This window comes from uncultured Maricaulis sp. (genome assembly GCF_963976135.1).
GTDB lineage: Bacteria > Pseudomonadota > Alphaproteobacteria > Caulobacterales > Maricaulaceae > Maricaulis.
In genome coordinates, this window is sequence record NZ_CAXBKN010000028.1 from 1 (window position 1) to 21,421 (window position 21,421).

At 63.4% G+C, this 21,421-nt stretch carries 20 protein-coding genes and 1 riboswitch; of the genes, 10 read left to right on the forward strand and 10 right to left on the reverse strand.

Going from position 1 to position 21,421, the window contains the following annotated elements; genetic code table 11:
* Positions 1-15: 15 nt before the first annotated feature.
* The 7 genes from AAC023_RS05645 (at position 16) to AAC023_RS05675 (ending at position 6,981) form a co-directional block, all read left to right on the forward strand.
* Positions 16-765: a thioredoxin domain-containing protein gene (locus AAC023_RS05645; RefSeq protein ID WP_339739020.1), complete on the forward strand. Its 750-nt coding sequence runs from the start codon at positions 16-18 to the stop codon at positions 763-765.
* Between the two features lie 68 nt (positions 766-833).
* Entirely contained in the window at positions 834-4,280 is a 3,447-nt protein-coding gene (gene smc / locus AAC023_RS05650; RefSeq protein WP_339739022.1) for a chromosome segregation protein SMC, read from the forward strand.
* A gap of 117 nt (positions 4,281-4,397) precedes the next feature.
* The gene (locus tag AAC023_RS05655) at positions 4,398-4,787 is read left to right on the forward strand and encodes an AtpZ/AtpI family protein (protein ID WP_339739024.1); all 390 of its coding nucleotides are present in this window, start codon (positions 4,398-4,400) and stop codon (positions 4,785-4,787) included.
* Positions 4,788-5,549, forward strand: coding sequence for a F0F1 ATP synthase subunit A (locus AAC023_RS05660; protein WP_339739026.1), 762 nt, complete (start codon positions 4,788-4,790; stop codon positions 5,547-5,549).
* A gap of 48 nt (positions 5,550-5,597) precedes the next feature.
* The gene (locus AAC023_RS05665) at positions 5,598-5,822 is read left to right on the forward strand and encodes a F0F1 ATP synthase subunit C (protein WP_339739028.1); all 225 of its coding nucleotides are present in this window, start codon (positions 5,598-5,600) and stop codon (positions 5,820-5,822) included.
* Between the two features lie 43 nt (positions 5,823-5,865).
* Positions 5,866-6,465, forward strand: coding sequence for a F0F1 ATP synthase subunit B' (locus AAC023_RS05670; protein ID WP_339739030.1), 600 nt, complete (start codon positions 5,866-5,868; stop codon positions 6,463-6,465).
* A gap of 12 nt (positions 6,466-6,477) precedes the next feature.
* Complete coding sequence (locus AAC023_RS05675) at positions 6,478-6,981, forward strand: F0F1 ATP synthase subunit B (protein WP_339739032.1); 504 nt, start codon at positions 6,478-6,480, stop codon at positions 6,979-6,981.
* A gap of 110 nt (positions 6,982-7,091) precedes the next feature.
* Here AAC023_RS05675 and AAC023_RS05680 read toward each other — a convergent pair whose 3' ends face one another.
* From AAC023_RS05680 to AAC023_RS05715, 8 genes are all read right to left on the reverse strand, one after another.
* Positions 7,092-7,385: a hypothetical protein gene (locus AAC023_RS05680; RefSeq protein WP_091769182.1), complete on the reverse strand. Its 294-nt coding sequence runs from the start codon at positions 7,383-7,385 to the stop codon at positions 7,092-7,094.
* Between the two features lie 477 nt (positions 7,386-7,862).
* The gene (gene gcvPB / locus AAC023_RS05685) at positions 7,863-9,419 is read right to left on the reverse strand and encodes an aminomethyl-transferring glycine dehydrogenase subunit GcvPB (RefSeq protein WP_339739036.1); all 1,557 of its coding nucleotides are present in this window, start codon (positions 9,417-9,419) and stop codon (positions 7,863-7,865) included.
* Between the two features lie 32 nt (positions 9,420-9,451).
* Positions 9,452-10,795 carry an aminomethyl-transferring glycine dehydrogenase subunit GcvPA gene (gcvPA, locus tag AAC023_RS05690; protein ID WP_339739038.1) on the reverse strand — a complete coding sequence of 448 codons (1,344 nt, stop codon included), beginning with the start codon at positions 10,793-10,795 and terminating at the stop codon, positions 9,452-9,454.
* Positions 10,796-10,805: 10 nt separating this feature from the next.
* Positions 10,806-11,171, reverse strand: a complete 366-nt coding sequence (gene gcvH / locus AAC023_RS05695) for a glycine cleavage system protein GcvH (RefSeq protein ID WP_339739040.1) — start codon at positions 11,169-11,171, stop codon at positions 10,806-10,808.
* 38 nt (positions 11,172-11,209) lie between these two features.
* Positions 11,210-12,307, reverse strand: a complete 1,098-nt coding sequence (gene gcvT, locus AAC023_RS05700; protein WP_339739042.1) for a glycine cleavage system aminomethyltransferase GcvT — start codon at positions 12,305-12,307, stop codon at positions 11,210-11,212.
* Positions 12,308-12,475: 168 nt separating this feature from the next.
* Positions 12,476-12,565: riboswitch (glycine riboswitch) on the reverse strand.
* Positions 12,566-12,742: 177 nt separating this feature from the next.
* Positions 12,743-13,132 carry a hypothetical protein gene (locus AAC023_RS05705; RefSeq protein ID WP_339739044.1) on the reverse strand — a complete coding sequence of 130 codons (390 nt, stop codon included), beginning with the start codon at positions 13,130-13,132 and terminating at the stop codon, positions 12,743-12,745.
* Between the two features lie 72 nt (positions 13,133-13,204).
* The gene (gene argS / locus AAC023_RS05710; protein WP_339739046.1) at positions 13,205-14,968 is read right to left on the reverse strand and encodes an arginine--tRNA ligase; all 1,764 of its coding nucleotides are present in this window, start codon (positions 14,966-14,968) and stop codon (positions 13,205-13,207) included.
* A gap of 4 nt (positions 14,969-14,972) precedes the next feature.
* A complete protein-coding gene (locus AAC023_RS05715) occupies positions 14,973-15,536 on the reverse strand; it encodes a hypothetical protein (RefSeq protein ID WP_339739048.1) in 564 nt (187 codons plus the stop codon).
* A gap of 122 nt (positions 15,537-15,658) precedes the next feature.
* Between AAC023_RS05715 and ispH the strand changes: the two genes are divergently transcribed.
* From ispH to rnhA, 3 genes are read left to right on the forward strand one after another with little or no spacing between them, the layout of a single operon-like run.
* Positions 15,659-16,606 (forward strand): 4-hydroxy-3-methylbut-2-enyl diphosphate reductase, encoded by a 948-nt coding sequence (ispH, locus tag AAC023_RS05720; RefSeq protein ID WP_339739050.1) that lies wholly within the window; start codon positions 15,659-15,661, stop codon positions 16,604-16,606.
* 4 nt (positions 16,607-16,610) lie between these two features.
* Complete coding sequence (locus tag AAC023_RS05725; RefSeq protein ID WP_339739052.1) at positions 16,611-17,036, forward strand: DUF1801 domain-containing protein; 426 nt, start codon at positions 16,611-16,613, stop codon at positions 17,034-17,036.
* Positions 17,033-17,482, forward strand: a complete 450-nt coding sequence (gene rnhA / locus AAC023_RS05730; protein WP_339739054.1) for a ribonuclease HI — start codon at positions 17,033-17,035, stop codon at positions 17,480-17,482. Before AAC023_RS05725 ends, rnhA begins: the two co-directional genes overlap by 4 nt.
* 12 nt (positions 17,483-17,494) lie before the next feature.
* Here rnhA and AAC023_RS05735 read toward each other — a convergent pair whose 3' ends face one another.
* Complete coding sequence (locus AAC023_RS05735) at positions 17,495-20,839, reverse strand: PAS domain-containing protein (protein ID WP_339739056.1); 3,345 nt, start codon at positions 20,837-20,839, stop codon at positions 17,495-17,497.
* A 105-nt stretch (positions 20,840-20,944) separates the two neighbouring features.
* Entirely contained in the window at positions 20,945-21,409 is a 465-nt protein-coding gene (locus AAC023_RS05740; protein ID WP_339739058.1) for an NfeD family protein, read from the reverse strand.
* Positions 21,410-21,421: the final 12 nt, after the last annotated feature.

Below are 21,421 nucleotides of genomic sequence, written 5' to 3' on the forward strand. Positions count from 1 at the left end.
CAGAGGACTGAGCCCTTGAAACCGATCACCCGCCTTATCTGCAGCCTGACCCTGGCCACCATCGCCTGGGGCGGGCTTTCAACCGCCGCGCTTGCCGAACACGCCGCCCAGGCGGAGCGACCCGGCGATCATGCCATCGGATCGGTCGATGCGCCCATGCTGATCGTGGAATATGCCTCGTATTCCTGTCCGCATTGCGCACATTTCCAGACCGATGTCTGGCCCGTCATTCGCTCGGAATTCGTCGAGACCGGCGAGGTTCGCTATATCTTCCGGTCCATGCTGACATCGCCGCCACAAATCGCCGCCATCGGCATGGTTCTGGCCGCCTGCGCGGACGAGGACCGCTTCTTCAGCGCGACGGATCTGTTGTTTGCCGAACAATCCACGATTTTCGAGACCGCCCAGGCCCAGGGCGATGTTGGTGCTGTCTATAACCGGATCGGTGCCGCTGTCGGGCTCACGCCGGAAGCGCTGGCCGCCTGCTATGCCGATCCGGCGATGACGGAAATGGTCAATGCGGCTGCGGTGCAGGCCAATCAGGACGGGATTTCCGGAACGCCGAGTTTCATCATTGGCGGCAAGGTGATCGCCATGGCCATGTCGCCGGACGGTCCGATCTATAATTGGGGCGAAGCCCCGCTTTTGATCAATGGAGACAGGGTCCCCGCTCAATTGGACGGAGACACGTTCCGCCGAATCATCCTTCACTTCCTCGACGATGCCAATCAGGGCATCGATCATGGGTCGGCTTCCGCGCATTAGGGGCGGGCTGACACGAGTGCAGGACGCGATTGCCCGCCTGCGGCAATCGATAGCGCGATGGAGGTCGGGTGAAATTCACGCAGCTCCGGCTGACCGGTTTCAAATCATTCGTCGACCCGACCGAATTGCGGATCGACCCCGGCCTGACTGGCGTGATCGGACCCAATGGTTGCGGCAAATCCAACCTGCTTGAAGCCCTGCGCTGGGTGATGGGCGCAACTTCCGCCAAATCCCTGCGCGGCGATGGCATGGAAGATGTGATCTTCTCCGGCACCGACAATCGCCCGGCACGCAATCACGCCGAAGTCGTGCTTACCGTCGACAATTCGGAAAAACTCGCCCCTGCCCGCTTCAACGATGCGGCCAGTCTCGACGTGACCCGCCGCATCGGCCGCGGCGCGGGCTCGGCCTACAAGATCAATGGCGAGGAAGTGCGGGCCAAGGATGTCCAGCTTCTGTTCGCCGATGCCGGCACAGGCGCCAATTCCGCCGCACTCGTGCGCCAGGGCCAGATCAGCGAGCTGATCGCCGCCAAGCCGGAAAACCGCCGCCGCATTCTCGAAGAGGCCGCCGGCGTCGCCGGTCTGCGGGCACGCCGGCATGAGGCGGAATTGCGTCTGCGCGGAGCCGAGACCAATCTCGACCGTCTGCAGGAAGTGATCGACGAGATCGGTAGCCGCCACGGCTCCCTGCAGAAACAGGCGCGTCAGGCCGCACGCTATCGCAAACTATCCGCCAGCATTCGCACGCTTGAGGCCACAGTCTGGCTCAATCGCTGGCGCGCGGCGGCCAGCCTGGTCGAGGAGAGCGAGGCGGCCCTGATCGAGAAGCGCGAGGCCGCCGAGACGGCGACCGCCGCTGCGGCCGAGGTCCGGATCCAGGCGGAAATTTTCGCTGCCATGCGCGAGCCGGCCCGTCTGAAGGAGGCGGAGGCGGCCGCAGCGCTGCGAAATCTCGAACGCGAGCGCGACCGGATCGAGCGCGATGCGGCCGATGTCCAGCGCAGCATTGCCGGTCTGGAAGCGCGCCTCGACGAACTCGCCTCGGCCGCCGGACGCGAACAGGACATCGTCGATGACGCCACCGCCAGCCGGGATCAGGCGGCGAAGGAGGTCGAACGGCTCGAGGCCGAGATGGCGCGCGAGAAATCCAGCCTCGCCGGAGCAGAAGCAGCAGCGCTGGACGCCGACGCCCAGCGGCGGAGCAAGGAGAGCTTGCTCGACGCCAAGGCGGGCGACGCCGCCGCGCGCCAGGCCGCACTGGAAAGCGCCCGCCGTGATGCCGAACGCCTGTCGGCGCGGCTGAGCCAGATCGAACGTGAAATCGAGTCCGCGACTTCCGAGCGCAGGGCCCTGCTCGCCTCTTCCGCCCTCGCCGAGCTTGAGACCGCCGAAGCGGCATTGCAGGCCAGCGAAACCGCGAATGAGGCTGCCCGCTCCGCCTTCGCCGCCGCCGAAAGGGCGCGCCAGGAGGCGGAGCTCGAACAACAGACGGCAATCGAGGCCTGGCGTGAACTGTCCGCCGAACGCGACAGCCTGACGCGCGAAGCGGCGACAATCGAACGTCTGCTCGCCAGCGCGCTGCAGGAAAATGTCTCGCCCGCGCTCGATGCGGTTCGCGCGCGACCCGGCTATGAGCATGCGCTGGCGGCGGCGCTGGGCGATGATCTCGACGCTTCACTCGATGAAAACGCCGCACGCCACTGGCACAAGACAAATTGCCATGCCGACGCCCTGCCCGGCGGCTGTGTGCCGCTTTCGGATCATGTCGAGGCACCGGCGGCCCTGAAGGCCCGGCTCGATGCAGTGGGCGTCATCAAGCCGGAGAAGGCCGCCGCCGCCGCGGAAAAGCTCAAGCCCGGCCAGCGCCTGGTAACCCGCGCCGGCGATTTGTGGCGGTGGGACGGGCTGGTCGCCCGCGCCGATGCGCCCTCGGCGGCGGTGGCGCGCCTGGAGCAACGCAATCGACTCGATGCGATCGGCGAGGCTCTCGCCGTCAGCGAGACCGGTTTTGCTGCGGCGACCACGCGGCGCGACACGGCGCAGTCGGACCTGGCCGCAACCCGGCAGGCGGAACAATCCGCCCGGGCCGCCATCGCTCCGGCCGAACGGGCCATTCGCGAGGCCCAGACCCGCATCACCGGCTTGCGCGAGAGCGCGGCCCGGGCCTCCGCGCGTGCCGACGCGCTGGGCGAGCGGCTCGAACGCCTCGCCCTTGAAGCGACCGAGGGCAAGGCGGCACTGGAGACGGCCCAGGCTTTGGTCGCCGCCGCAGCGCTGGCCGGGGAAGACAATGCGGCGCTGGAATGCGCGCGTGAGGGTGCAGACAATGCCCGGCGCGCTGCAGCCGATGCCCGTGCGGCGCTGGAAAGCGTGCGCCGCGAATCGGAATTGCGCCGGCAGCGTCACCTCGCAACCCGCCGTGACCGCGATGCCTGGGCTGAGCGCTGCCAGGCGGCCAACGACCGCATCTCACAGATTGCCGCGCAGACCACCGAGACCAAGGCCGCACTGAAACTGGCCCTCGCCCGCCCCGAAAGCCTGCAGCAAAGCCTGCACGCCCTCACTGACCGGCTGGACAGCGCGGAACGTGCGGCGAGTGAAGCCCGTGAAGCGGCGACCGGCACTGAAGACCAGCTCAAGACCGCCGAAGGCGCAGCCCGCTCGGCCGAGAATGCAGCATCGGCGGCTCGTGAAGGCCGTGCCGCGGCAGAGGCCCGGCTCGGTTCGGCCCGGGATCGCCTTGCCGAAACCACGGAACGTCTGCAGGACGCGACCGGCGAGGACCCCGCCACGCTGTCCCGCCGCGTCGGCGACGAGGACATCGATTCGCTGCCGAGTGGCGATATCGAGCGCCGGCTCGATGAGGCCCGTCAGGCACGCGACCGGCTCGGCGCCGTCAATCTGCGTGCCGATGAAGAAGCCGAGGAATTGGCCAAACGCGTCGAGGAGATGAGCCGCGAGCGCGACGACCTGCTTGCCGCGATCGACCGGCTGCGCAAGGCCGTCGACCAGTTGTCGCGCGAAGGCCGGGCCCGGCTTCTGGAGGCGTTTGACGTTGTCGACGCTCATTTCCGCACCCTGTTCGCCACCCTGTTCGAGGGCGGCCATGCCGAGCTTCGCCTGACGGAAAATGATGACCCGCTCGAGGCGGGACTGGAAATCTTCGCCTGCCCGCCAGGCAAGAAGATGGAGACGATGTCGCTGATGTCCGGCGGCGAGCAGGCCCTGACGGCTTCGGCTCTGATCTTCGCCGTCTTCCTGTCGAACCCGGCGCCGGTCTGCGTGCTCGACGAGGTCGATGCGCCACTTGATGACGCCAATGTCGACCGCTATTGCCGCATGCTCAATGAAATGCGGCGGATGACGGAAACCCGCTTTCTCGTCATCACTCACAACCCGCTCACCATGTCGCGCATGGACCGGCTCTACGGTGTGACCATGTCCGAACGCGGGGTTTCCCAGCTCGTATCGGTCGACCTGGTCGGCGCGGAACAGCTGGTTGCCGCGGAATGACAATTTTTCGCAAGTTTTTCAAAGATTTATTGCCCCAGCTCCATTGCTTGACACTCCAGGGGGCCGAGTCTAGTTTGCGCGCGCCTGCCGGGAGGCCCGGCTGGCGGACCGATTTCCATGTCTGAACGAGACGATAGAGCGAAAACACCCGATCGTAGCGAGGATCTGAAGGATTTTGACCGGCGTTTGAGCGAGAAGATCGCGCAGCACCGCGGCAAGACCCAACCAGAGACCGAGACGAGCAATGCCTGGAGTGTCAGCGTCAGATACGGTAGCGGCTTTGCCGGTGGCGTATTGGTCGGGACCGGCCTGGGCTGGGGCGCAGACAAGGTTTTCGAGATCGCGCCGTGGGGCATGCTGGTCGGGATGATAATGGGTTTTGCAGCCGGCGTGCGCAATATCATGCGCGAGGCGGCAGCGGCGAATGCCGAGAATGCGGCCAAGGCCGAAGAGACTGAACATAAGGCCGGCACCATGCCGGGTTCTGACGGGACGAAAGAAGACTAGATGGCCTTGCTCGAAACAGATCCGATGCACCAATTCGTCGTGCAGCCCGTCCTGGAGCTGCCGACCCTGTTCGGAATCGACCTGACGATCACCAATTCGGCGCTGTTCATGATTGCGACGACGCTGGTCACCAGTTTCGGCCTGATCCTCCTGACCGGCCGCGGCGCCATGGTGCCGACACGGTCGCAGTCAATCGCCGAGATCCTCTACGGTTTTGTCGCCGACATGGTGCGCTCGATCATGGGCGAGGAAGGCCGCGCGGTCTTTCCCTATGTCTTCACGCTCTTCATCTTCATCCTGGTTGCCAACCTGCTCGGCATGCTGCCGGGCAGCTATACGGTCACGAGCCAGCTGGTCGTCACCCTTGCACTGGGCCTGACCTCGATCACCCTGGTGGTGATCACCGGCTTCCTCAAGAACGGCTTCGGCTTTCTCAAGCTCTTCGCACCGGCCGGCCTGCCACCGGTGATGTATATCCTGATCGTTCCGATCGAATTCATCTCCTTCCTGAGCCGGCCTTTCTCACTGGCCATTCGCTTGTTCGCCAACATGATGGCCGGTCACACCCTGCTCAAATTGTTCGGCGGCTTCGTGCTTTCCCTGTCCAGCCTGGGCGCGATCGGCATTGCCGGCGCATTGCTGCCGCTGGCCGTCGCGACAGCCGTCACCGCGCTTGAGCTGGTGATTGCTTTCCTCCAAGCCTATGTGTTCGCGGTTCTCACCTGCATCTATCTCAATGATGCACTGCATCCGTCGCACTAGAGTTCTTCACCCTTCCAGCCACACACCTTATTCAACAGGAGCCATCCCATGGAAATCGAAGCAGCCAAGCAAATCGGTGCAGGCATTGCAGCTCTCGCCCTCGCAGGCGCCGGCGTCGGTATCGGTACCATCTTCGCCAGCTATCTTGCGGGCGCACTGCGCAACCCGTCTGCCGCCGCAGGTCAGTTCACCACCCTTCTGATCGGCTTCGCCCTGACCGAGTTCACCGGTCTGCTGGGCTTCGTCGTGGCGATGATCATCCTCTTCGGTTGATCCGTCTCCACCTGCGCCCATTGCCGTTCAAAGAGCATCGAAGATGATCAATTTCTCCGAATCCACATGGCTGATCGGCCAGGCCCAGCCGCATGGCGAAGCCGCGACTGATCCGGCGCATGCGGCGGTCGAACATGCCGCCGAGGCGCATGCCAGCGGCGGCCTGCCGCAGCTGGACGTCTCGACCTGGCCAGGACAATTATTCTGGCTGGCGGTCACCTTCACCGTGCTCTTCATGATGATGTGGAAGGTCGTCCTTCCACGCATCCGCAATGCCATTGAAGAACGGCGTGACCGTATCGCAGATGATCTCGATGCGGCCGCCGATTTCAAGCAGAAGGCAGACGAGTCTGCCGCTGAATATGAACGCCTGCTTTCGGACGCCCGCACCAAGGCCCACGCCATGGCGCAGGGCAATCGGATCGAAGTCGACAAGGCCATGGCGGCCGAGGCGGCCCAGGCCGATCTCGAAATCGCCAAACGTCAGGACGCCGCTGAACAGCGCATTGCTGACATGCGGACCAAGGCACTGACAAAGGTCGAAACGATCGCTGTCGACGCCACACGGGCCATTATCCTTCAGCTGACGGGAGCCGAGCTCGACGAGAAGTCGATCGAAGCCGCTGTCAGTGACGGCCGCTAGAGGACGCACATCATGAGTTTCGACTGGATCCATCCAAACGAGGCTGCCTTCTGGGTCGCGCTGTCATTCGTGATCGTCATTGCTGTGCTGATCTATGTCCGCGTTCCCGGACTCGTCGCCAAGCAATTGGACGCCCGCGCCCAGGGGATTGCCGACGAAATCACCGAAGCGCGCCGCATGCGCGAAGAAGCCCAGGAACTGCTCGCCAGCTTCCAGCGCCGGCAGCAGGATGCGGTCGAGGAAGCTGCGGCGATCGTCGCCCAGGCCAAGAATGAAGCGAAAATGCTCAAGAAGCAGGCGCGCGAGGAAATGGCCGAACGCCTCGAACGCCGCACCGCGCTTGCCGAACAACGCATCGCCCAGGCGGAAGCCTCCGCTGCCGCTGATGTGCGGGCCGCCGCCGCCGATCTGGCAGCCCGGGCCGCCGAGCAATTGCTCACCTCCTCCCTGAAGAAGGCGGATTTGAACAAATTGCTCGACGCCGACATCAAGGCGGTTGGCTCCAGCTTCAATTGATCTGAGCCGACATCACAAACAGCAAAAAGGCCCGCAGCGATCGCAGCGGGCCTTTTTCTTTGCCTGAACTTTTGCCTGAATTTTTGCCTGATTTTTTCTTTGAAAGCGGCCTATTCGGCGGCGTCCTTCTCACCGAAGGCGAAGCGGACACGCTTCCAGACCCAGGGGAAGCGGCGCAGACCGTCAGTGATAAACGTGTGAGCAGTCTTGGACGCAGCGGCAACCAGCACCAGGCCGAAAAGGCCCATCGGCAGGCCGACCGGGATGAGCGGGGTCACAAAGGCGACGGGCACAGCGAGGATCATCAAGATCACCCCGACCGAGATAACGACGGTGCGGATCACAAACACAATCGCCGCACCGAATGCGTTCGACCGTGCCAATCCGTTCAATGCCTCGTTCATGCGGTGACCATCCTCATAACCCGTCCGCCCGGACTGCAGCCGGCGTCGAGGCCGGCGTCTGGACCGAATAGATAACACCTAATTCGTAAACTTGACCCCAATGCGAGACAAAAGAGCCGAAATTCAGGCAGCGCCTGCGACTCGCATCAGACCTGTTGTATATGCGCACCGCAATCGGGCGGGCCCGCCCAACGGTGCAAGCAAGCTTCCGGTCAGCCCCGTGCGTGTTGCCTCGCGCGGGTGTAAGCCAAACCGGAGGGCTCTGGATTTGCCCGGTCCAAAGCGAACCGCAGCCCCCATCAGATGCGGCCTCGCCGGTGCAAACACAAGATGCCGGCACCAGATTTCGCATGAAAGATTTGTCACGAGGCATCACCGGCGGCCGGGCCGGTGTGAGGGCTGCCTGGCACGGGAACCATATCGCAGGCCCGTCGCAAGCCGCCCTCCCCCGGCCAGGCCGAGGGAGGGCATGCGAGCTTATTCTGCCGCGTCGGCGGCTGGCAGCCAGCGCAGGACTGGCTGACGCGCAGCACGGGTTTCGTCGAGGCGTTTGATCGGGGCGTGAACCGGTGCCGCCTGGAATCGGGCAGTCTCACCAGCCTTGGCCGCGAGTGCGAGCGCTTCCATCACATCGATAAAGCGATCGAGTCCGCCCTTCGATTCGGTTTCGGTTGGCTCGATCAACATGGCGCCGTGGACGACGAGCGGAAAATACATCGTCATCGGATGATAGCCCTCATCAATCATCGCCTTGGCAAAATCGAGCGTCGTCACACCGGTATCCTTGAGGAAACGGTCATCAAACAGGGCTTCATGCATGCATGTGCCATCAAAGGCCGGCGTCATCACCGTCTTCAGCCGCGCCAGGATATAATTGGCGTTGAGCACGGCATCATCCGCGACCTGTTTCAGCCCGTCCGAGCCATGGCTCATCATATAGGTGAGCGCCCGGGTGAACATGCCCATCTGGCCATGGAAAGCGGCCATGCGACCGAAGGGATGCAGATCCTTGCCGGCCAGCTCGCCTTCATGCTCCGCCATGTGCATGATCGCCATCCCCTTGGGATTGTCGCGATCGACCATCAGGAGCGGCAGCGGCGCAAACGGTGCCAGCGCTTCGGAGAGCACGGTCGGGCCGGCACCGGGACCGCCGCCGCCATGCGGCGTCGAGAAGGTCTTGTGCAGATTGATATGCATGGCATCAACGCCGAGATCGCCGGGGCGGACGCGCCCGACAATGGCGTTGAAATTGGCGCCGTCGCAATAGAAATACCCGCCGGCCGCATGGATCAGATCGGCGATTTCCTTGATGTCACGCTCGAACAGACCGCAGGTATTGGGATTGGTCAGCATGATGCCGGCGACATCATCGCCGAGCTTGGCTTTCAGCGCCGCCATATCAACACGGCCACCGGCATCGGCCGGGATTTGGTCAACCGTGAAGCCGCACTGCACGGCCGTGGCCGGATTGGTCCCATGGGCTGATTCCGGCACCAGGACGCGGCGGCGGCCGGTCTGGCCATCGGCGTCAAGACGGGCGCGGATCGCCATCATGCCGCAGAATTCGCCATGGGCACCGGCTTTCGGCGACAGGGCGACGGCGGGCATGCCGGTCAGGGTGAGCAGCCAATGCGCCAGCACATCCATGACTTCATAGGCGCCCTGGACGGTGGAGGCCGGCTGCAGCGGGTGGACATCGGCAAAGCCGGGCATGCGCGCGACTTTCTCGTTGAGCCGCGGGTTATGCTTCATCGTGCATGAGCCGAGCGGATAGAGGCCCAGATCGATCGCGTAATTCTTCCGCGACAGGCGCACATAATGGCGCATGGTCTCCGGCTCGGACAAGCCGGGCAGACCGATCGGTGCCTTGCGCTCCAGACCGCCCAGACGGGTCTTTGTTCCCTTGGGGGCCGGGAAATCAACGCCGGTATTTTCAACACCGCCGCGCTCGAAGATCAGCGGTTCGGCCTGTTCCAGCCCGCGCGAGCCGGAAACCGTGTCACCATAGCCACCCGTGGCGATATTCTCGGCCATGCGGGTGGGACGCCCTTGAGTATTCATTGCCATCAGAGGACACCCCGCAAGGCTTTTTCGAACACGATCATATCGCTCTCGGTATTGGTTTCCGTCGCCGTGACGAGGAGGAGGTCCTCGAACTGGCCGGGATAGAGACGGCTGGCCGGCACGCCGCCGAGCACACCGATACGGGCCAGCTCATCGACCACTTCAGCGGCCGGTTTGGGCAGGCGCAGGGTAAACTCATTGAAGAAGCTGGAATTGACCAGTTCAACGCCTTCGATCGAACCGAGCCGGTCGGCCAGTTCGCAGGCTGTCTCGTGATTGAGACGCGCCAGCGTGCGCAGGCCGGCCTCGCCGAGCAGGGTCATATGGATGGTGAAGGCCAGCGAGCACAGGCCGGCATTGGTGCAGATATTCGACGTCGCCTTCTCGCGGCGGATATGCTGCTCGCGCGTTGAGAGGGTCAGCACATAACCGCGGCGGCCATCGGCATCGACGGTCTCGCCAGCCAGGCGGCCCGGCATTTGCCGGATGAAATTGCGCTCATTCTTGCAGGCGAACAGACCGACATAGGGGCCGCCGAAATTGAGCCCGACGCCGATCGACTGGCCTTCGCCGACGGCAATGTCGGCGCCCATATCGCCGGGCGCCTCGACCAGGCCGAGCGAAACGGTTTCGGTGAAGACGGCGATCAGCAGCGCGCCCTTGGCGTGGGCCGCCTCGGAAATCGCGCGCAGATCATGCAGCTGGCCGAATATATCCGGCGTCTGCACCACGACGCAGGCCGTGCTCTCGTCGATCGCGGCAATCAGCGCTTCCAGCCCGCCAAGGCCCGGCTCGGTGACATCGATCTCGACGCTGGAGTGCTTGGCCAGGGTCCGCGTGGCCTCGACATAATGCGGATGCACAGTGCCGGCCATCACGGCCTTGTCGCGCTTGGTCACCCGCGCCGCCATCATCACCGCTTCGGCGCAGGCGGTGGAGCCGTCATACATTGAGGCATTGGCGACATCCATGCCGGTCAGGAGCGCAACCTGGGTCTGGAATTCAAACAGGGTCTGCAGGGTCCCCTGGCTGATCTCCGGCTGATAGGGCGTGTAGGCGGTGAGGAATTCGGATCGCTGGATCAGATGGTCCACCGTCGACGGGATATGGTGGCGATAAGCGCCCGCCCCCAGAAAGAAGGGCACCGAACCGGCCGACACATTCTTCGCAGCCATGGCCGACATGGCGCGCTCGACGGCGAGTTCACCCTGTTTGAGAGGCAGATCGACCAGCCCTTTCAGACGTGCCGCTTCCGGCACATCGGTGAAGAGGTCATCGATCGAGGCGACACCGATCGCCTCGAGCATGGCCTTGCGGTCGGAATCGAGATGGGGGAGGTAGCGCATGGGATGAGCCTTATGCGATGTGGGCGTTATAGGCGGCTTCGTCCATCAGGCCGTCGAGCTGGGACGCATCCGACAGCTTGATCTTGACGAACCAGCCGGCACCGGCGGCGTCTTCATTGACCTTGGCGGGCTCATCATCGAGCACGGAGTTGACCGCGACGATCTCGCCCGCAACCGGGGCATAGACTTCCGACGCGGCCTTGACCGATTCGACGACGGCGAATTCATCGCCCTTGGCGACGGTCTTCCCGACATCAGGCAATTCGATGAATACGACATCGCCAAGCTGTTCAGCGGCGTGTGCGGTAATACCGACGGTGGCGGTGTCGCCATCGACGGTGATCCATTCATGGTCTTCGGTGTAACGCGTGGTCATGATCAGTCTCCTGCCCCAGTTTTCTGGAATGGTTGGAATTAGCCCCGGAAGAAATTATTCGGCACGAAGGGCAATTTGGTCACCGTCGCCGGACGCGGCTTGCCGCGCACAATCAGGTCGAGCTCCGTGCCCTCGGCCATGTAGTCCCGATCGACATAGCCCATCGCCACCGGACCGTTGACGGTCGGGCCAAAGCCGCCCGAGGTGACGATGCCGATGATCTTGCCATCCTTCGTCGCGATCTCGGCGCCTTCGCGCGCCGGCGCGCCGCTCAGCGTCAGGCCAATGCGTTTCTGGCAGGACTTGTCGTCAATCTGTTTCTGGATCACAGCCGCGCCCGGGAAATCACCGCGCTCGCGGCGCGTCTTCGCGAGGGCCCAGATCAGCGAGGCTTCAACTGGTGTGCGGCTGGTGTCCATGTCATGGCCATAGAGGCAGAGACCGGCTTCCAGGCGCAGCGAATCGCGCGCGCCAAGGCCGATCGCCTCGACTTCATCCTGGGCCAGCAGAAGCTTTGCGATCCGCACCGCATCGGCCTCAGGGATGGAAATCTCGAACCCGTCCTCGCCGGTATAGCCCGAGCGCGACATCATCACTTCGACGCCATCAAGCTGGAAGACGCCGCACTGCATGAAGACCAGCTTGCAGGCATCGGGGCAGAGCCGCGCCATCACGTCCTTCGCGGCCGGGCCCTGCAGCGCCAGCAGCGCGCGGTCTTCCAGGCGGACGAGCTTGCCCTTGCCGGCGGTGCCGGCTTCGAGATGGGCAAAATCCTGATCCTTCATCGCCGCATTGACGACGAGGAATATCCCGTTGCCGTCCGGGCGCGAGACCATCAGGTCGTCGCGTATACCGCCCTGCTCATTGAGCAGGAGCGTGTATTTCTGTTCGCCGGCACCGAGCAGAGCGAGATCGCAGGTCAGCAGCGCCTCGAGTGCGGCCTCATCGCCGGTATAGCGCGCCTGGCCCATATGGGAGACATCGAACAGACCGGCTTTTTCGCGCGTCTGTCTGTGCTCGCCCATGATGCCGAGTGGATACTGGACCGGCATGTCATAGCCCGCGAACGGGACCATTTTTCCGCCGAGTTCGACATGCAGGGCGTGGAGTGGCGTTTTGTGGAGAATTTCGGTCATTGACGGGTCCTGACAAGAGCGCTGATCCTGCCTGCGATGATCCGCCGGCAAGTCGTCGCCCCCGCTGTCCCGTGACCTGAGAGATTCCGCGCGAACCCGCCCTTGCGAGACACGCTTGCTCCGTCGGTGGAGTTGAAGCCTTTTGGCCTCACTCACTTTCCAGCGTTCGTCTCTCTCGCGGTCCGTCTGCCTGAGCGTTTCCGGGGCGGTTGCGCCTTCGGCGCCGGCCTGTTCGCCGGTCTCTCCCGCGAGGAGATATCACCCGGCAGACGCGTCTCGCGACGGACCTGCCGGTTGGCGGGCACTCTTAGGACAAGCCGGGGCGGAGTCAATGCAGGATGGCGGGCGAAAGCGTGCTTTTGCGGCGGAAAATGCGCGGGCCCGGCCGTGATCGCCAGGCAGCGGACCGGATGACCGCGCCTCGGCCCGCCCCGCCTACTCGCCCTGATAGGAAAGATGCATGCAGGACATGAGGGCGCCCTGAAGCAGCGGCACAAATTCGGCCTGGTCCTCCAGGCTCATTGCCCCGGCCTCGGCCGCGGCGGTATCGCGGGCGTTCTCCCAGTCTTCGATCAGGCTCTGCTCTTGCAGAGCTCCCTGCGAGCCGAGCGCAAAGACGCGGTAGGTCGCGGCATTGCTCACAAAGCGCAGCGTGCCGTCGAAACAGTCACAGAACTCCACGTGATCGGCCGGCTCACCACCACTATGGCCCACTTGCTGGATCCGGCAGGCCTGCTGCATCCAGACAGAATAGAGCGCTGTTTCATCGAGAACCGCAGGTGGAGCAAGCCCCGCAAGGGCAAGGAACAAGCTGGCAAACATCACGAATCCTCCCTTTGGCGCATCCCGCAGACTAGCGGAAATCAGCTGCGGCACCCTCCCCCGTTCAGGGGAGAATTACATCCGGTCCGGGGCTTCCAGGCCGAGCAGATGCAGGCTGAGTTCAAGCTGTTTCAGCGTCGCCTCGGCCAGGGCCAGACGCGAAGACTTCGTCGCCTCATCCGGCGCGCCGAGGATCGGACAGGCCGAATAGAATTTCGAGAAGGCCTGGGCCAGCGAGAAGGCATGATCGCACAGCGCATTGGGTGCACGATTATCGATCGCCTGGTCGATGGCGGCGCCGAAACCGTCGAGCGCCAACACCAGATCGCGTTCCTCGTCGGCCTGGACCGAGATCGGGCCCGGCTTGACGCCGGCTTCGGCCGCCTTGCGCATCAGCGACTTCACCCGCACGGCGGCATACAGGAGATAGGGGCCGGTCTTGCCTTCGAAACTGGTGAAACGGTCGAGATCGAACACGTAATTCGTGGTGCGGTAATTCTGCAGATCAGCGAATTTGATCGCTGCCAGCCCGACCATGCGCGCGACGCGGGCATGCTCTTCAGGCCCGAGATCGGCAGCAAGACCGGCTTCCCTGAGGCGTTGATCGGCACGCTCAATCGCAGAGGCAATCAGATCGGCGAGCCGGAATGTGCCGCCATCACGGGTGCGAAGCCGTTTGCCGTCCGTCCCGTTTACCGAACCGAAATTGACATGCTCAAGAGCGCCTTCCTTGACCAGACCGGCTTTTTCGGCGGCGCGGAAGACTTGCTGGAAATGATTGCCCTGGGCGCTGTCGACGACATACAGCGTCAGATCCGGGGCAAAGCTCGCCTTGCGGTCGAGGATCGTCGCCAGATCGGTTGTGCCATAGAGCGAGGCGCCGCCGGAGGTGACGAGGATGAGCGGTGGCAATTCCTTCTTGTCATCCTCGCGGGCGATATGGACCACCCAGGCACCATCGCTGAGCTCGGCGATGCCGCGCTGTTTGAAATCCTCGACCATGGCCGGGATGAGCGGATCGACATCGCTCTCGCCCTTCCACAGATCGAAATGCACGCCGAGTGCATCGAAATCCTGTTTCAGCGCCGCGATCGAGACCGCGATGAAATGGTTGAGCAGCGCGCGGTAACCGGGACGCCCGGCCTGCAGCTCGGCTGTGGCAGTACGCGACAGTTCAAGCCTGTCGGTATCGGCCTTGGCCTTCTGCGAAGCGAGCGGATAGAGCCGGGCCAGATCATCGATATTGACCGGCGGGCTTTCCGGATAGGGTCCGGAATAATCCGCGTCGAAATAGGGCAGACCGGGCTGTTCCTCGCGCAATTCGGTGATGAGGTGGCCCATTTGCAGGCCCCAATCGCCGAGATGGATGTCGGACACCACATCATCGCCGCGAAAGCGCAGCAGGCGCTGCAGGCTGTCGCCGAGCACCGAGGAGCGCAGATGACCGACATGCATCGGTTTGGCGACATTGGGACCGCCGAAATCAATCATCACCTTGCGCGGCGTGTCCGTCTGCGGTGCACCGGCGCGCTCATCGCCGGCGATCTCGGCGGCGCGCGCATCATAGGCGCCCTGCGCCGGGGTCAGATTGATGAAGCCCGGCCCGGCGATCTCGGCCGCTGCAATCAGCGGATCGCCGGCAATCGCATCGACGATTTTCTGGGCCAGCTCGCGCGGATTGCACTTCGCCTGCTTGGCCGCCGGCATGGCGCCATTGCACTGGAAGGGCGCCGTACCGGACTTGGTCGCAGGCGTGACACGGCCCAGCTCGCGCGGCAGCTGGAGAGAAGCGAACGCGTCGCCCAGTTTCGCACTGAGCTGATCGGCAATTGAAGGCATGAAATCAGTCCTGGCCGGCACCCACGCGGAAGCGTTGGCCACTGCGATTGAAAGCGAGCTGTTCCGGCGTCAGTTCGAAACCGGTGAGGATTTCGAAATTGACTCCCGACGTATCGGCATTGGCGCGCGGGATGGAAATCGCATCAATGGTCTCGGTGATATAGGCACGATCCTCGCCGGCTCGGAAACGCACATTGATCGGGAAAACCTGCTTTTCGATAACACCGATATCGCGGCGCGTCACAGCGACGAAATATTCGTAGACATGCGTATCGCCCTGCGCCGCAGGTCCACGGCCGAAGGCCATGTCCAGCTCCAGATTGGCGATGATCGGACGTTCGCCATAATAGCTGCAGAGGGAACGCACACCGAGAATTTCGCCCGTAAAGCCGACATTCTCATAGCGCACTTCGTCGCCATCAAGCTCGACGATCCGGTGCGCATCATACAGCGACAATGCCGAGGGGCACGGGCCGATATTGGGCTGTGCCTCCTCAAAGACATCACTGACGGTCTGGCAGCCATTGAGTAAAATGGCGGCCGCGGCGAGAATGGCAAAAGAACGCATTGTGCATTACCTGACTTGAATACCCGCCCGGCCTCTGGATAGCGCCAAGCCCCTTTGTTAGGACGGTCATACGATGCGTACGAGGCGTGCGCAACGGTATCGCTGATGGAGAACTGAACCCGATGAGCGGCAATCGCCCACCCCTGACTGTCCTGCTGGCCGCGCCACGGGGATTCTGTGCCGGTGTCGACCGCGCGATTCAGATCGTTGAACGGGCGCTGGAGCGCTTCGGCGCCCCGGTCTATGTGCGCCACGAGATCGTCCATAACCGCCATGTGGTGGAACGGCTCGAGGCGCTCGGCGCGGTTTTCGTCGAGGAGCTGGATCAATGCCCCGATGACCGGCCGGTGGTGTTTTCCGCCCATGGCGTCCCCAAACAGGTCCCGGAAGAAGCGGCCCGGCGCAATCTCATCTATGTCGACGCCACCTGCCCACTGGTGTCGAAAGTCCATGTCGAAGCCCAGCGTCTGCACGCCAATGGTCGCGAAATCGTGCTGATCGGCCATGCCGGTCACCCCGAAGTCGTCGGCACGATGGGGCAATTGCCGGACGGGGCGATCGCGCTGATCGAGACCGTCGAGGATGCGATGCAGTTCGCACCACAGGACGCCTCGCGCCTGGCCTTTGTCACCCAGACGACGCTGTCGGTCGATGACACTTCAGCCATCGTGGCCGCATTGCAGGCGCGCTTCCCGCAGATCGAGGCGCCGCACAAGGAGGATATCTGCTACGCCACGACCAATCGTCAGTCGGCCGTCAAGGCGCTGGCACCAAGGTCCGACATCGTCTTCGTGATCGGCGCGCCCAATTCGTCCAATTCGGTGCGCCTAGTCGAGGTTGCCAAACGGGCGGGTGCGCCGCGCTCGCAGCTGATCTCCAGCGCCGAGGATGTCGACTGGACCTCGATCGGGGCGATCGGAACGGTGGGAATAACGGCTGGCGCCTCGGCCCCGGAAGATCTCGTCGAAGGCCTGATCGCGGCTTTCCGCGAACGCTATGACGTCAAACAGGAGGATATCCGCGTGACCGACGAAGACGTGATTTTCAAACTCCCGCGCGTGGTAGCCTGACACCATGACCGATTCAGAAAACAAGACACAGCCGACCGAGACCGACCCCGAGGCCTTCATCGCCGCCGTTGAGCATCCGGTGAGGCGGGCCGATGCGCTGGTCCTGCTGGAGATGATGCGCCGTCTGAGCGGTGAAGAACCCCGCATGTGGGGCCCATCCATCATCGGCTTCGGCGATTATCACTACAAGTATGAGAGCGGGCGTGAAGGCGATTTCATGCGCACCGGCTTCTCGCCGCGCAAGTCCGGCCAGGTCATCTACATCATGCCGGGCTATGCCAATTACACCCTCATTCTCGACCGGCTGGGCAAGTTCAAGGAGGGCAAGTCCTGCCTCTACATCACCAAGCTGGCCGATGTGGACCTGGATGTCCTCGAAGAACTGATTCAGGCCGGGCTCGACGATATGGCGCGGAAATATCCGAAATGAGCACAGTGACAATCCATACCGACGGCGCCTGTTCCGGCAATCCCGGCCCGGGCGGCTGGGGCGCAATTCTGGAATGGAATGGTCACCGCAAGGAAATATGTGGTGGCGAGGCCGACACCACAAACAACCGCATGGAAATGATGGCGGCCATACAGGCACTCGAGGCGATGAAGGCCAATCATCACGACATCATCCTGGTCACCGATAGCGGCTATCTGCGCGACGGGATCATGAAATGGATTCATGGCTGGAAGAAGCGCGGCTGGAAAACCGCTGATCGCAAGCCGGTCAAGAATGTCGATCTGTGGCAACGCCTCGACGTGCTGGCACAGAACCATAAGATCGAATGGCGCTGGGTGCGCGGCCATACCGGCGATCCGGGCAATGAACGCGCCGACGAGCTGGCCCGGCAGGGGCTGGCCGAAACCCGCGCTGGCAGGCGTTGACCGATCGTCCGGTCAGTGAATCGAGCCGCGCAAAACCTCGTCAAGCGCTGCGGAAACTTCCCTGATATCGAGCGGCTTGGACAGATAGCCGGTGGCGCCGATCTCAAGATAGTGCTCGCGCGCGCCCTTGGTGGCGTCGGCGGTCACGGCGTAGATCGGAATGCCTGAATAGGCCTTGCCGCTGTCCCGGATTCTCTGGATCGCCTCATCGCCGGACATGACCGGCATCTGGATGTCCATAAGAATGGCGTCAAACCGGTCACGATCGAGCGCTTCGAGCGCCTCAACGCCATTGCCGGCAAGCTGGACCTTGTGCCCCGCATGCTCGACCAGGGCGGAGGCTACAAGGCGGTTTGTCATGACATCGTCCACAACCAGGATCCGTGCCGGTCCGATCGGCGCGGCACTCAGCTCCGGCAATGCGGTCGGGCTGGCCTCGACTGACTCGGCGGCCGCCAGAGGCAGCTCGAACCAGAACTCCGCCCCGTCGCCAGGCTTGCTGACGACTCCGATCTCGCCGCCGGCCAGCCGGACCAGGTCGCGGCAGATCGCCAGACCAAGCCCGCTGCCGCCATGCTGGCGGGTTTGCGATGTGTCGACCTGGGCGAAGCGATCAAAAATCCGCTCCAGCTGATCGGTAGCGATGCCCGGCCCGGTGTCGGTGACGCGAAACCGTATGCGGTCCCCCGGCAAGGCCGTGAGCCGTACGTCGACCGAACCGGTGCCGGTGAATTTCACAGCATTGCCAATGATGTTGATCAGCACCTGGCGCAGGTTTTTCTCATCGCCCAACACGTTGGCTGGAATGCCGGGGTCTTCCTGCAGACGCAGCGCGATGCCTTTTTGTGAGGCAGTCGTCTCGACCATGTCGAGGACGGAACGGACCACGGGTCTCAGCTCAAAGGACTCGATGGCCAGTTTGACGGCACCGGATTCGATCCGGGAAATGTCGAGAATATCCTCCACCAGCGCCAGCAAGGCCTTGCCGGAGGTCTGCAATGTCTTGAGATAGCGGTCCTGCAGATCGGACAGCGGCGTCAGACCGAGCAATTGCGACATGCCCAGCACGCCGTTGAGCGGGGTGCGGATTTCGTGGCTCATATTGGCGAGGAATTGCGTCTTGGCGCGATTGGCGCTCTCCGCCCGCTCGCGCTGGATCTCCAATTCCTCGGCGCGCTCGACATCGGCAGTGATGTCGGCGATCACGCCAATGATCGTCGATCCGCCGTCCAGCCGTTTGCAGAACAGGCCACGGGAACGCAGGTGCCGGACCGAACCGTCGGGCCGCACGATGCGATAGCTATGGGTATAGTCCTCACCGCGCGACATGGCTCCGCGCGAGCGTTCGAGAATGGCCTCGCGGTCATCGGGATGGATCGAGGCCGCCCACTCGTCGAAGTCCGGCGTCGGCAGGCCGGGCCGGCCAAACATATCCTTCAGACGCGCATCCCAGGTGTTTTCGCCACTCTCGATATGATATTCCCAGAGACCGAGATCGGAGGCATCAAGCGCCACCGCGAGCCGGGTCGAAAGAGACTTGGATTCCTCCTCGCGGGACCGGCGCTCGGTAATGTCCTGAAACGAACCGAGCAGTCTTGAAACCCGGCCATCGACGGAGACCGCACGTCCGACCGCACGGACCCAGATATGGTTGTTCCTGGCCGTGATGAAGGGGAGTTCAAGGTCCCAGGCTTCACCCTGCTCGATGGCGTGATCGATCGATTCCTGCAGCCTCGCACGCGCCTCGGGCGCGTAGAACTCAACCGCCGAGGTCAGGTTGGGAACATAATCATCATCTACCTCGTGGATCCGGCGAGTCATCGGGTCCCAGAGCACGGTGCCGGCATCGAGATCGACCTCCCAGCTGCCAATGCCCCCAAGCTCGGTCACGGCGGCCAATCGGGCACCGGTACTGTCGCGCTCGGCGATCATTTGCGAACGTTCGGTGATATCCTCGATTGACCCGGCCATCCGCACCGCATGACCATCCCCGTCCCATTCCGCCTGCCCGCAAGCATACAGCGTCAGATAATGTCCGGCGCTATGCTGGAAGGAGAAGTCGAGCGCGTAGGGCACGCGGTCCTTGAGATGAGCGCGCAGCGCCGTCCGCACGCGCTGACGATCGGCCGGATGTACCCGGCCAAAGAAGGCCTCCATGCCATCCGGACTGACCTTGCCACCGGAGACCGGATCTCCCGGCATCCGCCCGACCAGTGCCCGCAGACGGTCGGAGGAAAACATGGTGCCGGCCAGAAAGTCGATCTCCCAGATCCCGGCGGCACTGCCAGCGATCGCGAGATCATAGCGCGCCTTGCTGACGGCGAGTGCCGCGCGTGCGCTGTCGCGGTCGGTCTCTGCCCCGTGAGCATGAAACAGGTTTTCCGCCGCCGTGAACAAGGGCTGGCACTCGGCCAGCAGGGAGCGGGTATAGCCCGCGGCGCGATCCGTCAGTCCGATCACGAGGACGAGCTGGCCATTGCTGAACAGCGGAATACCCGCATAGGCCCGGATTGCGGGGAAAGCGTCCAGGCTATTGCCGGCATGCGCATCTTCGTCCGGCTGGTTGGCGATGACGACCTCACCGGACGCCAGGGTGTGCCCGACCAACGTGTCCGGATCGCGAAATTCCCTGCCGGACATCTCCGGCGCGCCGGCATCGTCCGATACAGCGGCTCCCAGAATCGCATGAGTCCGGAGATAGGGCCCGGCCTCGTCCTCGGCAACTTGACCGATAAAGCCGCCCTCGCTGCCGGTAAATTCCAGCATGGCTTCCAACAGGCGCTCGAAGGCGGGGCCGATCCTGGACGCATCGGCGATGAAATCTCTCTGGATATCGGTGATCACCGCCAGAAGACGATTTGCCCGCCGGGCGGCGGCGCTCTCGGTACGGGTCCGGATCTGCTCTTCCACGACCCGGGCCAGCACGGCGAGATGTTGCAGCGACCGGTCATCGAGATCGAAAGGCTGATCGTGGATCACACACAGCGTGCCGATCCGGAAGCCGCCGTCCACCTCCAGGGGCACGCCGGCATAGCCGCGGATATGCGGTTCACCAACGACGATCGGGCTGTCCTTGAACCGCGCATCGAGGCGGGCATCCGGGACATAGAGTGTGCGGTCTTCACGGATCGCATGGTCGCAGAAGGCGATTTCGCGCGGCGTTTCGCAGACGCTCAGACCGACTTTCGACTTGAACCATTGCCGGTCCTCATCAATCAGCGAGATCGCCGCCATCGAGGCGCCGGTCAGTGTGACGGCGAGATCGGTGATGGAGTCGAACCCGTCTTCCGGATCCGTATCCAGCAGATTGAGCGCGCGCAGTGCTGCGAGACGCGTTGCTTCCTCGATCGGATCCATGCCTGCTCCGCGTCCTGCGCCCGTCAAGAACGGGCCGGGCGACCACCTGAACACAGGAGCATGCACGATTTCAGGTTTACGTCAGATGAACCGTCGCTGCCATTGTCAGGCGGGGTGCACGATCAGGGTCACGCCGCGCACTTCATCGACCACGACCTGGCTGCCCGCTGCCGGGTCGGAGCCATCGAGCGTTTCCGCGCCCCATTCAGTATCGCCGACATGCACCCGGCCGCGGCCGGCGGCAAAATCGCTGACGACGCTGACCCGCTGGCCGACCATGCGGGCCGAACGGTCGTTCAGTCCGCTCTGGCCGCCACGATTCATCGCCGGGCGGACCCAGCGATCGCCGACCCAGACCAGGACCAGGGTGAGGATGGCAAACACGCTCAGCTGCATCGGCCAGCTCGTCCCGAGAATTTCAAGCGCGAGAAAGCCGGTCAGAAAAGCCGCTGCCGCCGGCCACAGCAAGAATGTCGTTCCGGTCAAGACTTCGCCGATCAGGAACAGGCCGGCCAGGGCCCACCAGGCCCAGAGGCTCAGGCGCTCGAGCAGGGATATCATGAAATCCATCACTGACCTCCG